The sequence below is a fragment of the Pinibacter aurantiacus genome, assembly GCF_019130065.1.
GTDB classification, from domain to species: Bacteria; Bacteroidota; Bacteroidia; order Chitinophagales; family Chitinophagaceae; genus Pinibacter; species Pinibacter aurantiacus.
Map to the genome: position 1 here is coordinate 144112 of NZ_JAHSPG010000001.1, position 14288 is coordinate 158399.

9 protein-coding genes are annotated in these 14288 nt (G+C 42.8%); 5 read left to right on the forward strand and 4 right to left on the reverse strand.

Going from position 1 to position 14288, the window contains the following annotated elements; all coding sequences use genetic code 11:
• Nucleotides 1-744: 744 nt before the first annotated feature.
• Nucleotides 745-2415: an alpha-amylase family protein gene (locus tag KTO63_RS00605; RefSeq protein WP_217789177.1), complete on the reverse strand. Its 1671-nt coding sequence runs from the start codon at nt 2413-2415 to the stop codon at nt 745-747.
• Between the two features lie 185 nt (nt 2416-2600).
• Here KTO63_RS00605 and KTO63_RS00610 point away from each other — a divergent pair, with 185 nt between their 5' ends.
• Both KTO63_RS00610 and KTO63_RS00615 read left to right on the forward strand, forming a co-directional pair.
• A complete protein-coding gene (locus tag KTO63_RS00610) occupies nt 2601-3314 on the forward strand; it encodes a ferritin-like domain-containing protein (protein ID WP_217789178.1) in 714 nt (237 codons plus the stop codon).
• An 11-nt stretch (nt 3315-3325) separates the two neighbouring features.
• Nucleotides 3326-4123: a ferritin-like domain-containing protein gene (locus KTO63_RS00615; protein WP_217789179.1), complete on the forward strand. Its 798-nt coding sequence runs from the start codon at nt 3326-3328 to the stop codon at nt 4121-4123.
• Between the two features lie 139 nt (nt 4124-4262).
• Here the strand turns inward: KTO63_RS00615 and KTO63_RS00620 are convergent, their stop codons facing one another.
• Entirely contained in the window at nt 4263-6701 is a 2439-nt protein-coding gene (locus KTO63_RS00620) for an ABC transporter permease (RefSeq protein WP_217789180.1), read from the reverse strand.
• 406 nt (nt 6702-7107) lie between these two features.
• On the opposite strand from KTO63_RS00620, the gene KTO63_RS00625 reads away from it, so the two are divergent.
• From KTO63_RS00625 to KTO63_RS00635, 3 genes are all read left to right on the forward strand, one after another.
• A complete protein-coding gene (locus tag KTO63_RS00625) occupies nt 7108-7344 on the forward strand; it encodes a hypothetical protein (protein ID WP_217789181.1) in 237 nt (78 codons plus the stop codon).
• A gap of 225 nt (nt 7345-7569) precedes the next feature.
• The gene (locus KTO63_RS00630; RefSeq protein ID WP_217789182.1) at nt 7570-7920 is read left to right on the forward strand and encodes an ArsR/SmtB family transcription factor; all 351 of its coding nucleotides are present in this window, start codon (nt 7570-7572) and stop codon (nt 7918-7920) included.
• Nucleotides 7917-8891: an SRPBCC domain-containing protein gene (locus KTO63_RS00635; RefSeq protein WP_217789183.1), complete on the forward strand. Its 975-nt coding sequence runs from the start codon at nt 7917-7919 to the stop codon at nt 8889-8891. The genes KTO63_RS00630 and KTO63_RS00635 overlap by 4 nt, the downstream gene beginning before the upstream one ends.
• A 143-nt stretch (nt 8892-9034) precedes the next feature.
• On the opposite strand, the gene KTO63_RS00640 is transcribed toward KTO63_RS00635, so the two are convergent.
• The gene (locus KTO63_RS00640; protein ID WP_217789184.1) at nt 9035-11491 is read right to left on the reverse strand and encodes a glycoside hydrolase family 95 protein; all 2457 of its coding nucleotides are present in this window, start codon (nt 11489-11491) and stop codon (nt 9035-9037) included.
• Nucleotides 11492-11871: 380 nt separating this feature from the next.
• Entirely contained in the window at nt 11872-14145 is a 2274-nt protein-coding gene (locus KTO63_RS00645; RefSeq protein WP_217789185.1) for a GH92 family glycosyl hydrolase, read from the reverse strand.
• Between the last annotated feature and the right edge of the window lie 143 nt (nt 14146-14288).

Sequence of the window (14288 nt, forward strand, 5' to 3'; positions counted from 1 at the left end):
TAAAGGTTTTTGATTTGTTTTTAATAACACGTGTTTCATACTATATGTTTAAATAGTTGCATAGCGATCACTGCACAGAATTTCCATGATTGAAGAATGCATGTAAAGCTTTGCCTACAGCATTTTCCTTAGATAGACTTTCCGCCTTCCATTAAATAATCTTGTGTAGAAGTGAATATGCTTTGTGATTGCAGATTTCAGCATTGCGTGCCATCAGGGGCCTCAATGAATCTTTTAATTAAAGCACTTTTCCTCATTGTCGATTAAAGAAGATGCAGTCAACTTGGTTAACACGGTACGAAAAAGAAATCAAACGCATCATTTATCGATGCCTCTTGCCTGGTTGATCAACAACATTCTTTGTGCCGCACTTTTGGCTTACAAAGACGCCTGATCGGAGAAATTATTTCCACATTGGTGTTGTGTAATCTGCGCTGGAGCCCGGCAAAGAAGATAAATTGGGGAAGCCGCGATCGGCGGCTCAGCCGGGGTTAAGCACTAACAAGTTAATTAAAAAAAACTTCAGTATTACTTTCTGACCGAAGTTTTTTTATAAGAAAAAATGTTCTTTAAAAAGGCCACGGGTCTCTTATATATTGCCTGTTCGTTACCGGCATTTGTGGCTCCGGTTAAACATCGTTGCCTGCCCGAATTGATTCATTCAGGCGGGCGTCGCAGTACGTTCATCAGCAGTAATACTATTGAGGGATGGTTTCCAATTCGAACTCTTCTTATTTTATTCGCCTAACTCCAATCGAATTGCACCGTTCTATTGTTCAATTTCCAAACAGCAGGTTGGTTGTTCGTGATCCAGTCTACAGGTTCACCTAAGGGCTGTTGTTTTGCAGCCTGGGCGAATGCTTTGCGTATAGCCTCTTTTTGCTCTGCGCCAACAGCTTCCGGTTGCGCAGAAATAAATAAAGGAGCACCACTCTCTGCCAGCAGTTGCAGCCACTGTTTGTTTTTAATCCATGGAATGTCTTTTGTTAACCCCACACAATCTCCATCTGCGGCATAGAACGCATTGTGTTGTGGCAAACGGAAAGCCAAAGTATTCACTCCCATTTTAGTTACACGGCTCCACTCCCTTCCACTCGTATCGTCACCAATGCGGCACAATTCGAACAAGCCCGCACTCAGGTGGCTCAGCGTGTTACAACCAATGATGTAAATATTATCACCTGCGGAGCTTCTTATGGTTTTGTATAGATCACCAATGATTTCTGCATTTGTTCTCGATCGATCGTTAAAGTTCCAGCCTGCAGAAGTAAAACCATCGTTCATGCTAAAACCCCAGCGACCTGTAATGTCATAAGTTGTGAAATCGTGTTTTACCATTTCATATCCCCAGGACTTATAAATGCTGAAATAGTTTTTAATGCGCTCAATATTTTCCGGAATGGTTGGGTCTAACACAGGATTCTTAGGACTATCCCTGCCCGGAATTGGCGGTGCAAGCAACGTTTTCTTTTCATCATGTCGTGCACAAAGTGGACGCATCCACAATCCGGGACGCATACCAAGCTTCTTTATTTCGTCGGCCATCAGATGCATATCCTTAAACTTATCATTTGGCTTGCCGAAATCTTCATTCCATCCGCCATCGCCGGGCAATAGCGGCGAGTACTCGGCCCAACCCGCATCGATAACAGAGAAAGGCTTATTGGAATGATCGGTCACCAGCTCGGCCATCATCGCCGTCGTCTTTTTAATAAGGTCAAATGAATTTTCGCCGTAAGCAAAATACCAGTCATTGATGCCATAAACAGGCTGCTTTGGTAATCGCGGTTTAGCGCACATTCTTTTACAAAACAAATGATCTGTTTGAAAGACACTCTTCGCATTTGCATCATTCATGGTAATAACATCTGCTGCGTGTAATTTCCTATTGCCTAACAAAACACCTCTTCCACCGGAATTAGTGTCAAGCATCAACTCTAACGAATGATCTCCTAAAACCCACCAGCAGATGGCATTTGCGCCAGTCTTCACCCCAAAGCATTCTGCACTTTTGCCATTTGTAATGATAATGTACCATGGATTTTTTACACCCGTATAATCTGTTTTCCATTGCAGATCTCCATAAGAGCGCTCCCAATGATCTCCTAAAAATTTTGAGTTGTTCGCCTTTTCGTATTTCCATTTAATGCGAACTGCACTTAACTCCTTCGTTGGTGAACTTATATAAATACCGTCTGCATCGCCGCTTCTTTTTATCTCTACTGTAAAATTCTCATGCCTATATAAACTGCCATTGCTTGCAGTAAGCTTGAACCATTCATTCATCCACTGCACCCACACTTCATCGGGATATTTCATTGAAGTATTGCCGCTTCCGAATCCATACGTTAGTTTGGTTAAGGCACCTGTAAGTACTGCTGTCCCTGATATTTTTACAAAATCCCGTCTTTTCATTTGGTCAAGTTTGTTGTTTTAAAAAATCGTGGCAGCAAAAGATAGTAAGATTATAAGACAATAACGAGCAAGATTTTCCCCAACCAGTTCATTGGAAAAAATTCTTTACCATTTTCTAAAAAATATGAATCTAAAGTGATTTGCTTTCTCGTAGCTGAACATAATCACTCACTAAAAATATTTTTATGAAAGAAACGAACGATGAAGGTGCCGTGCAAAAAATACTAACTACTCAGCTCAACAGAAAGACTTTTTTGAAATACTCAGCCATCGCCGGATCTACAATGGCAATAGGTTTGGAAGCTTGTCATAAAGACGATAACCCTTCTATGTCCAATGGAACAGTCGACGTAGGAAGCGGCGATACGGGCATTTTAAATTTTGCTTACGCGCTGGAGCAACTGGAAGCTGCATTTTATATACAGGTAAATGCTTCGATGTACAGCGGCGCTACCAATGAAGAAAAACAAATACTGGCTGACATCATGAACCATGAAATTGCCCACCGCGATTTCTTTAAAGCTGCATTGGGTTCCTCTGCTATCATGCAATTGCAGGTTGATTTTTCAAAAATTGATTTCACCAGTCGCGCCAGTGTATTGGCCACTGCGAAAGCACTTGAAGACACTGGTGTTTCCGCCTACAATGGCGCAGGGCAATACATCACCAACGGTGACTATCTTACCCTGGCAGGGAAAATTGTTTCGGTAGAAGCAAGACATGCTGCCGCCATACGGGACCTGCTGAATCCGAAGTCGGCATCCTTTGCAGGTGATGACGTAGTTGACCCAACCACGGGCCTCGACTTCTCCAGAACTCCCAATGCAGGCAATCCAAGTATTGTAGCCACTGCGAATACGTTTCTCAAAACAAAAATATCCGCCACCAAACTACCATAAAACTTATTGTTATGAATACTACGAAAATATTTGAAGCACTTGCAAATGAAAAGAACGAAACGGATATTTCGAGACGCGACGCATTGAACAAGACCCTAAAGCTTGGCCTTAAAGCAGCGATCGCGGCTATTCCACTGGGGCTTTCCAGCATCATGAGCAATCGTGCATTCGCGCAAACTTCCACGCCGGGCGTTGTTGATATTTTAAACTATGCACTTACACTGGAATACCTGGAATCAGAATTTTATCAAATGGGGCTTGCGTCTTCGGGGCTTGTTCCTTCCAGCGACATGAACATTATTGCGCAGATCAGCAAACATGAAGACGCGCACGTTATATTGCTGAAATCAACCATCACCTCATTGCAGGGCACACCTGTAAGCAAGCCAAACTTTGATTTTACAGCGGGTGGCACATTTGCCGATGTTTTCAGTAACTATCAAACTTTCCTGGCGTTGTCAAATGCATTTGAAGACACAGGTGTTCGTGCTTACAAAGGACAAGCTGCCAACCTGCTTGCCGATAAAGCAGCCGGAGCAGTGATTACTGCTGCACTCGACATACATTCCGTAGAGGCTAGACATGCCTCTGAAATAAGGCGGTTAAGAGGCTTCAAAGGCTGGATCACGCAATCGCAAGCCAATGGATTGCCTGCTGCCATCTACGCGGGAGAAGACAACACGATGCAAGGCGGAAAAGATGTAAAGACGATTACCTCAGTATCTGCTGACGCTATCACAGAAGCATTCGATGAGCCCTTAACGATGGCGCAGGTGTTGGCGATTGCGGGGCCGTTTATTAAAGCGTGAGAGCAAGAAAATTAATAATTAATAATTAAGAATTAATAGGTGTAGCGCCCCTGACAAAAACTATGAAGCATTATGTTTAACATGCGAAGTGTAGCACTCAATAAAAACTGTGGTCCTCTTAATTATTAATTATTAATTTTCATTCTCTCCTAAGGCTCTTCACCGGATTCGCAACAGCTGCTTTGATCGCTTGCGAACACGCTGTCACCACTGCTATTGCTGTCGCCAACGCACCTGCAAATACAAGGAACCACGCGGACATGTTGATGCGATAAGAAAAACCCTGCAACCATTTCACCATCAACCACCACGCAAGCGGAGCAGCGATGACGATGGCGATTAAAACAAGTTTTAAAAAGTCTGACGTCAACATCACGACAATGTTATTGACAGAAGCACCCAGTATTTTGCGAACGCCAATTTCTTTAGAACGTTGTTCCGCAGCATAGGTCACCAATCCAAACAGGCCAAGACACGCAACAATGATAGCAAGTGCAGCGAAATAAATGAAAATACTTCCCGTGCGTTGTTCTGCATTGTATATCCTGTTGAAATCGTCGTCCATAAACGAATATGAGAAAGGCTGTCCCGGTTGCATTCTATTCCACGCTTGCTTTACTTGCGCGATTAAACCAGGAATATCAGCTGTTTTAATGCGAATGCCGGTAGTGCCTGGCGAAGCCCCAAGGAAAAGGGCGAGCGGCGAAACTTTTTGCCGCAGGGAACTGTAGTTGAAATCCTTAACGATCCCTATAATGTGAAAGGTCAAAATGTTGTCAGGAGAATTACCTGCACGAAAATCCTTCGGAATATAGAGATACTTATTCAACGGATCTTTATAACCAAGCTGCGCCGCCGCCGCCTCATTCAATATTACCCCCGATGCATCCGTACTCATGTCTTCTGAAAAATTTCTGCCTCTCAACATTGTCATGCCAAGCGTTGGAACATAATGTTCATCTACGTTCCAGAGCTGTGTTGAAATAGCGGACTTTTGATCGAATGACGCATCCCGAAACAACGGTGCATCACTAAGCTTTCCGCTGGTTGGAAGAAACTTTGTCATCGTAACCTCTTCCACTCCTTTTATGCGCTTTAGTTCTGAGCGAAATGCTTTTGTGCCATTGCCAAGCTTATCTGTGTTTTGCAATACCAAAACCTGCTCCCTGTCAAAACCTATATCCTTATGACGAATGTATCTTAGTTGACTGTAGATAACGATCGTGCTGACGATAAGAAGTATGGAAATACAAAATTGAAAAATTACCAAAGCACTTCTTAACCTGCTACTTCGAAAGCCGGATGCCACCTCTCCTTTCAAAACTTTCACGGGCCTGAATGCAGAAAGATAAAAGGCCGGATAAGAACCTGCCAGGAAGCCCACCAATAATGTCAAGCCAATAATAGATGCAACCATCCACGGCATTTCAAAAAAATGAACGTCAATATTTTTACCAGATAAATTATTGAAGTAAGGCAGACAAATCGATACGATCATTATAGCCAGCAGCATTGAAATGCCAGCCACCACCACAGATTCAGTTATGAACTGTTTGATGAGGTTATTGCGCAAGGAACCAAGCACTTTTCTAACACCCACTTCCTTCGCACGATTGGCGGAGCGTGCTGTAGAAAGATTCATAAAGTTTACACAGGCAATAAGCAAGATGAAAATAGCTGCCGCAGAAAAAATATAAACGTATTGAATGTCACTATTCACGCCTATTTCACCAACCTTGGAAGAATGCAGATGAATATCCGTGAGTGTAAAAAGATGATACCGCGCAAAATTGCCGCCCTGCCTGAATTGATCTTTCGTAATGCCCAACATTTGCTGCACCTGCAACAGCACATACTTGTCGACTACTTCATCAAAATGTTTTTCAAACTTTTTCGGATCTGAGCCGGGCTTTAAAACAATATAAGTCTGATAATTATTCATCACCCACAGCCCCATGCGGCTTTCGGCATTGGATGACATGGAAATAAAAATATCGTTGTAGAAATGTGATTGTGCCGGCATAGCTTTAATCACTCCGGTTATTTTGTAAGGCAATGTATCATTCACCAGCAGCGATTTTCCCAAAACGTCTGTGCTATTGAAATACTTACGCGCAATGGCTTCTGTGATCACGACAGTGTTTGGCTCAGTCAGCGCCGTTGCAGGATTGCCCTGTACCATTGGCAATGTAAAAACATTAAAGAGGGATGAATCTGCAAATAACACATTGTCTTCAGCAACATTCTGATCCGCCTTTCTTACAAGAAACCTGTCTTCAGGTCTTCTGAATCTTACATAAGCCTCTACTTCGGGATAATCTTTTTGCAACGTGAGCCCAATAGGATCAGGTGACATCGCCATATCAAAGTGACTACCGCCAAATTGAATATCTGCATCTACACGATAAATGTCTTTTGCCCTTTCATTATACTTGTCATAACTCAGTTCATCTATCACAAAAAAGAGTATCAGCAGGCAGGTAGCAAGGCCAATGGCAAGCCCCATAATATTGATCAGCGAGAAACCTTTGTTTTTCCAAAGGCTGCGAAAGCTCATGGTAAGGTAGTTGCGTAGCATGGCAGTTGTTTTATGGAATTAACTTCACCATTATCAAACAACGAAAACATGTACCAGAATTTTAAATGATTGATAATCAAAAAACGCTCTCCCATTAAGATAATAATAATTGTACGATTTTGATACAACCTGTGTGCGGTTCGAATTTTGAGGGTCAATGTCCTCTCTTTAGCGATTTCATTCCTTGTCATATTAATGTCCTACGGACAAAAGGAGTCCACTTACATATTCTCTACTGACATTTATGCCCTACGGGCAATCTTTTCCCGTAGGGAAACAATATCAATAAAAGCAGCACAAACGTTCATTATTGCCCGTAGGGCATTAACCGTGACGGAATATCCTTAAGCAAGAACATTGATTTTTGAGGGTATTAAAATTGCAGGCTCACCATTAAACTTATTGTATGAAAATGCAGATTCTGTTCAAATTCGAAGATGATTATCTGAAAGCCGATTATGAAGAAAAAGACGGCAATTATGAAGTGACCAATGTTAGAAATGACGAAACAGGAAAAGTGTATCTCGACAATGTTACGATTAAACCAACCCTCGTAAACAACGAAGCTTCATGGGTTGACAACAATAATAAATCCAACGATTTGATCGTGGCAATTGGTCAGGCGATTGAGGACAACAGTTAGCTGACCAGGAATTAGGAATTAGGAATTAGAATAGTGTGTCAACGCGATCGAATCTTACCAACCAATTCATTCAAGTGTTATACCTAAAACACTGTTACTCCACACAGTGCATCTCGCCTTTTTCTAATTCCTAACTCCTAACTTCTAATTCCTGAAAAAAATGTCCGATTCTTTTTGTGTAACCAAATACTTACATATATTTGTGTAAGCATTTACTTACATATTATGTCAACAGAAGCAAGAAGAGATGTATTCCAGGCTATTGCCGATCCTACGAGAAGGCAGATCATTAGCCTGGTTGCCAGGCAGTCAATGAACCTGAACGCAATCGCGGAAAACTTTGATATCAGCCGCCCCGCCATATCCCAGCACATTAAGATCCTCACTGAATGTGGAATGATCGTTATAAAAAAACAAGGAAGGGAAAGATACTGTGAAGCAAAACTGGATAAGCTTGTTGAAGTGTCTGCCTGGGTAGATCAATACCGGCAATTCTGGACCGAGAAATTCAATTCTCTCGATAAATACCTGCATAATATTCAATTAAAGAATAAAACTAAAAACAATTCAAAATGACAAAGACCAATCAAGCAACACAACGCGAAGTACTTGCGATTGTTCGCGAATTTGACGCGCCGAAGGAGTTGGTATTTGATGCCTTCGCAACGCCTGAAGCAATGGCAGCATGGTGGGGACCTATTGAATTTAAAACAACTGTAGTGAAACTGGATTTTAAGTCAAAAGGAATGTTTCATTACAAAATGGAAGGCCCGGAACACACCATGTGGGGAAGGTTTATCTACGGCAATATTAAAAGACCTGACCTGCTGGAATTCACTAACTCGTTTTCAAATGAAAAAGGTGAAATAGTAAGGGCTGATTTTGATGCAAGATGGCCATTGGAAATTTTCAACCGGATAACATTTACTGAGAAAGATAACAAAACGACTATCACGCTTATAGGGTATCCGGTTAATAATACGGAAGAAGAATACGAATTCTTCCAAACAATGAGAACGAATGTTAACGGTGGTTTCAACAAAACATTTGATCAACTTGATAGTTATATCAAGGCTCAATTTACATTAAGAAAAGCTGCAAAAACAGATACCAAAGCAAGGGTTTGCACCTACCTGAATTTTGACGGCAACACATACGAAGCATTTAAATTCTATCAATCAGTTTTCAAAACGGAATTTGGAGGTAAAGGCGTTCAACGTTTCGGCGACATTCCCCAGGATGCAGACCATCCGGAGATTCCAGAGAACATTAAGAAAATGATCCTGCACATTGAATTGCCCACACTTGGCGGCCATGTATTGATGGGAACCGATGCGCCAAAAGAAATGGGGTTTCAATTAACCTTTGGCAACAATGCACACATTTGCCTTGAACCTGAATCACGCGAAGAAGCAAAGAGACTATTCGATGCTTTGTCAAAAGATGGCACTGTTACCATGCCGTTGCAGGATATGTTTTTCGGAGCTTACTTCGGCGAATTCACTGATAAGTTTGGCGTGAAGTGGATGGTGAATTATAACAACTAGAGATTTGTTCTCTCTCATTTACCACTAAGACACTAAGGACACTAAGCCTCACTAAGGGTTGTTTAAAATTTAGACCTCTCTTAGTGAAACTTAGTGTCCTTAGTGCCTTAGTGGTAATCCAGAGACCTTGCAAACAACAAATCTCAAATCACCTCAATCTTGTACGCTCCGTTCGCAACGGTCGCGAACTCCACCACTCCACTTGCATCCTTTTTATACTTCACCGCTTTGCCGCTTCTATCTTTTATCGTAAATGCATTGTTCAATAAAATTTTGCAAGGCAAACCATTTGTTGAAACAATATTGATGGTTTGCACTTTTGCATTCTTCCAGTTATATGAAACTTCAAAACCACGACGTGCCCGCAAACCTTTGACTGCACCGGATTGAAGCGACCGATCTGATGGCAATGCAGGCAACAAGCGTATCACATCTTCTTTTCCGTGGCTCTGCAAAAACATTTCCGCAATACCCGCAGTACAACCAAAATTCCCGTCGATCTGAAACGGTGGACCCGCGCAGAACAAGTTTGGATAAGTTCCTGCACCAGATGAATATTCAACTGTAGTAACTGTAGACGGCGTTAGCATATAACGTAAATGCTCAAGTGCTTTGTCTCCATTTTGCAAACGCGACCACGTCATGATGCGCGATGCCCATGCCCAGCCTATGCCTCCCTTGCCGCGATGAGCCAGCGTTACCTTAACCGCATCAGCAAGTTCGGGAGTATCCCATGGTGTAATTTCATCCAAGGGATAAACCGCCATTAAATGTGAAGTGTGGCGATGCTCGGGCTCCACTTCTTTCACATCTGTGAGCCATTCCATCAAGGCGCCTGTAGTGGGACTGATTTGATTGGGCGGCAAACGTTTGCTGATCGCACGAACACTATCGGCCCATTTTTTATCAACCCCTAAAATATCTGCGGCATCGGCTGCATAGTTAAGAATGGCGCGACCAAATTGGTTGTCGACAGTCGGCCCCATGCAATTCGCGATGTGATTGCCATTTGCGTCGAAGTAAGCGTTCTCCGGAGAGTTGGATGGTGCAGTCACCAACCATTTATGCGTTGGTTCTTCGATTAAAATATCCTGGTAAAATTGTGCGGCACCTTTTAATATTGGATAAGCCTGTGCAAGAAATTTCTTGTCGTGATTGAATTCATAGTGTGACCACAAATGCGTGGCCGCCCAAATACCACCTGTTACAGTCGAACCCCAGCTAGAAGATTCGCCGGGAGAAGTAAAGCCAAATGGATTCGTGATAGGATGCGTTACCCAGCCCCTTGCATTGTAATATGCTTTGGCTGTGCGGCTTCCATAGTTTGACATTTGTCCAAGCAAACCAAATAAAGGTGTGTGACAATCGGCGAGATTGGTAACTTCTGCGGGCCAGTAGTTCATCTGCACATTAATATCTGTATGGTAATCGCCGTTCCATGGTGTTTGATATTCATCTGCCCAAAGTCCCTGCAAGTTAGCGGGCATTCCACCAGGGCGTGAAGAAGAAATCATTAAATAGCGGCCAAAATTAAAGTACATGCTGACGAGCGCTGGATCGCTATTGCCTTTGCTGAAATTGACCAAACGCTCCTGCACACTCATTTTGCCGATCTCTGGCTGAGCTGCACCGGCAAATTTTATACTGCAACGATCGAAATAAGATTTGTAGTCTTTGATGTTTGCAGCCAATAAATTTTTCCATGACTGCGCAGATGCTTTTTGCAAAGTAGCTTGTACAACAGGCAACGGCGCAGGCCCGCGCTGTTCAACGTTCGGCCAGTTCATGTCCGTTGCTGCACTCACGAGTAATAAACACTCAGTGGCATTGTTTACAATGATGCTTGTATCATTTTGCGTAAGCGACCCACCTGTTGGAATTACTTTTAAAACAGACGCATAGTAAATGCCTTCATCACCGCGACTGTTCATGATACCGCTCATCTGCATCTCATTGCCTTTCACGGCGTATGATACTCGTTCTTTTCTGTATATTCTTGTGGCAAATGATAGTGCTCCAGCTTTCGACGAACGTAAACGAACGGCAATGACTTGTTGTGGCCCGGAAACAATTGCTTCTTCGGTAAAATCGACGCCGTTGCGCTGCCATGTTGTTTTTGTATAGGCGCTATCGAGTCGCAAATAGCGGGAATAATTTTGAATGGGTTGTTGAGCATCTTTCCAGTTTATGAAAAGATCGCCCAGCGTTTGATAACAACCGAACTTTCCATCCTTGCCTTCACCAGAGCCCGGCCCTTTGCATACAAAATGCTTTTGCATTAAGTCCTGTGCTTCTTTGTTTTTACCGGCCAGCAGCAGTTGTCTTATCTCTGGTAAATACTTGTACGCATCTTTGTCATCTGCATCTTGCACGCCCCCGCTCCACATGGAGATTTCGTTGAGAACGATACGCTCTCTGTCGGCACGGCCAAACACCATCGCACCAAGGCGACCATTGCCTAAAGGTGCCGATGACAAATAATTGTCGGCAGGTTGTTTGAACAACATTCTCACATCATCTTGCGCTTGTGTTGTTACCGCAAACAATCCGCTTAGCATGCAAAAAAAATTCCTCTTGCTGAACAATCGTTTCATTTTCATGTACTGCTTTTTTATTCTTTCATTAACCCGGTTGTTAAAGAAATAAGGGGTGTGTTTTATTTGTTCAATAGAATTCAATGTCGTTTGGCTAAGCGATGTCGTTACTTTTCATATTAATGTCCTACGCCCGCCCGTGCCGGATCGGACGGGGACAAAAAGAAACTCTCTGTTATATTTTCTACTGACATTAATGCCCTACGGGCAATAGAACCTTTCCCGTAGGGGAAAAAATATCAGTAGAAACTGGCACTCCCGCGTATTGTTGCCCGTAAGGCATAAACTTGTTGCGGAATCACCTTAAGAAAACACAGTATTGAGCATCCAATGGAGCGTCGCAAAAATGTTTCATAGTAATAAAACTGCCGGACATCCATCATTCATCACTTCGTTTTAGGAACTCCCCATTTCTTATTGGGCCTGCTGCCCATCGTAAATTCAAGCGTGCTCCCGGCCTCAAGATCCTGTTGTGTTATGTACGTCAGCTGATAATCTTTCCCGTTTAATTTAGCCGCCTGTATGTAAATATTTTCTTTCGAAATATTTTTAGCGATCATCGTAAACATCTTACCATTGGGCATTTTCAGCGCAGCTTTGCTTAGCAATGGAGTGCCGATATCGTAAATACCGGAAGCCGGATTTACCGGATAAAAACCCATGGCGCTAAACACATACCATGCCGACATCTCACCACAGTCATCATTGCCGGAGTATCCTGCAGAGTTGTTAGTGTATAGATCTGTAAGCACTTTGGAAACGTAATACTGTGTTTTCCAGGGCTGACCCGCATAGTTGTACAAATAAGTAACGTGATGACTTGGCTCATTGCCATGTGCATACTGCCCTATAAAGCCTGATGCATTTCCATTTACCTCTCCGTGCGTTGCTGTAATAGTAAAGAAGCTATCGAGCTTGTTATCGAAGGCTTGCTTGCCCCCTGTCAATTCAACAAGCGATGAAATATTTTGCGGCACATACCAAAAGTACTGCCATGCATTGCCTTCTGTGTAAGGGTTTCCGCCGTTGCCGCCATACTGCAAAGGATTAAAAGGTGTTAACCAATTGCCTTTATCATCACGTGCACGGAAGAAACCGGTTTGAGTGTCGTACAAATTTTTATAGAATTGCGAACGCTCCATGAAGTGATTGTAGTCGTCTGTCTCTCCCAGCTCTTTTGCAAGTTGCGCCACGCACCAATCATCATAAGCCATTTCCAAAGTAACAGAAACAGATTGCGATAATTTGTTCTCAGGAATGTACTTGTACTTTTCCCAAATATCAAATGGAGAACCCGGATGCGAAACGGTCGATGACGCTTTGATAGCGTTGTAAGCCCTGCGTCTATTGATACCGGGGATACCCTTTAACACGGCATCTACAATTACAGGAATGGAGTGATTGCCGATCATGCAATAGTTCTCCTGACCCCACAATTGCCAGATAGGAAGATAGCCGTAATCTTCATACTGACGTATCATGCTGTTGACAAAATCCGCTGTGCGTGCAGGTTGTACCAAAGTGTATAAAGGATGTGCGCCGCGATAAGTGTCCCACAAAGAGAAAGTCGAATATTGCCTGCCTGTCCTTATCGTGTAGTTAATGGAAGGATATTCTCCGTTTACATCGGACAAAGTATTGGGCTGTATGAACGCATGATACAAGGATGTATAGAAAATTTGCTTTTGATCCTTTGTTCCGCTAATCTTTATCTTACTTAATTCTTTCTCCCATACATCATCTGCCTGAGCGACTGCCAAATTAAAATCCCAATGGGGAATTTCCTGCTGCATGTTAAAGCGTGCATTGTTTGTACTTACAGCCGAAATACCGATCTTGATTAACAACGGCTTTTCATCTTTGGTATCAAAATCCAGCACTGCGCGAAGGTCTGTCCCATTGACTACTGCATTGTTTTGAAACACCGTTCCGCCATCAGCAATGATTTGATTGGTGATGGGTTTTGAAAATTCCGCGTGGAAATAAATCTTTCTAAGCTTTGCCCAGCCTGTGATTACGCGATAACCTTCGATTGTAAATTCGTTAATTACTTTAAACTGTGCATCGATCACTTTGCATCCCCAGTTTGGCTTCTTCAGTGAATGGTCAAGGTCGATCACCACATGGGCATCGCTGTTTTTAGGAAACGTGTATTTGTGAAAACCAGTGTGCGTGCCTGTTGTAAGCTCTGCATTAATATTATAATCCAACAATTTCACCTGGTAATAACCAGCTCTTGCAGATTCTTCGCTGTGCGAAAAACGAGAACGATAGCCGCTGTTGGGTTCGTTGGCATTGCCTGCACGTGTATGAACCTGGCCGGTTGTCGGCATGAACAGTATGTCAAAAAAATCAGGCGCACCAGTTCCGCTTAAATGTGTATGACTGAAGCCTGCAATCGTTTTGTCGTTGTAGTTGTAGCCACAAGCAGCGTCCCACTCAGGTTCGTCTCTTGTATCGGGGCTCAACTGCACCATACCAAAAGGAGATGTTGCACCGGGGTATGTATTGCCGGAAAGACTGCTTCCATTTACTGCGCCGGTACCAATGAAGGGATTGACATATTGTGTGACTTTATCTTCCGTGCTTTGGGCACAAGCAAGATCAACTATTATCAAACAAAAAGCGGCCAGAACAAAAGCCTTGCGGGTTTTCATCATGACAAGAAATTATTTTCAATAAAACTTTTAGAATCTTATTGTGTGATCAAATGTATGTTTAAAGCGATTTTTATAAATGGATGAATGATCGGTAATGATGGACTTTTTTATTGAGTGGAGAGTGGAGAGTTATTGTTGATACA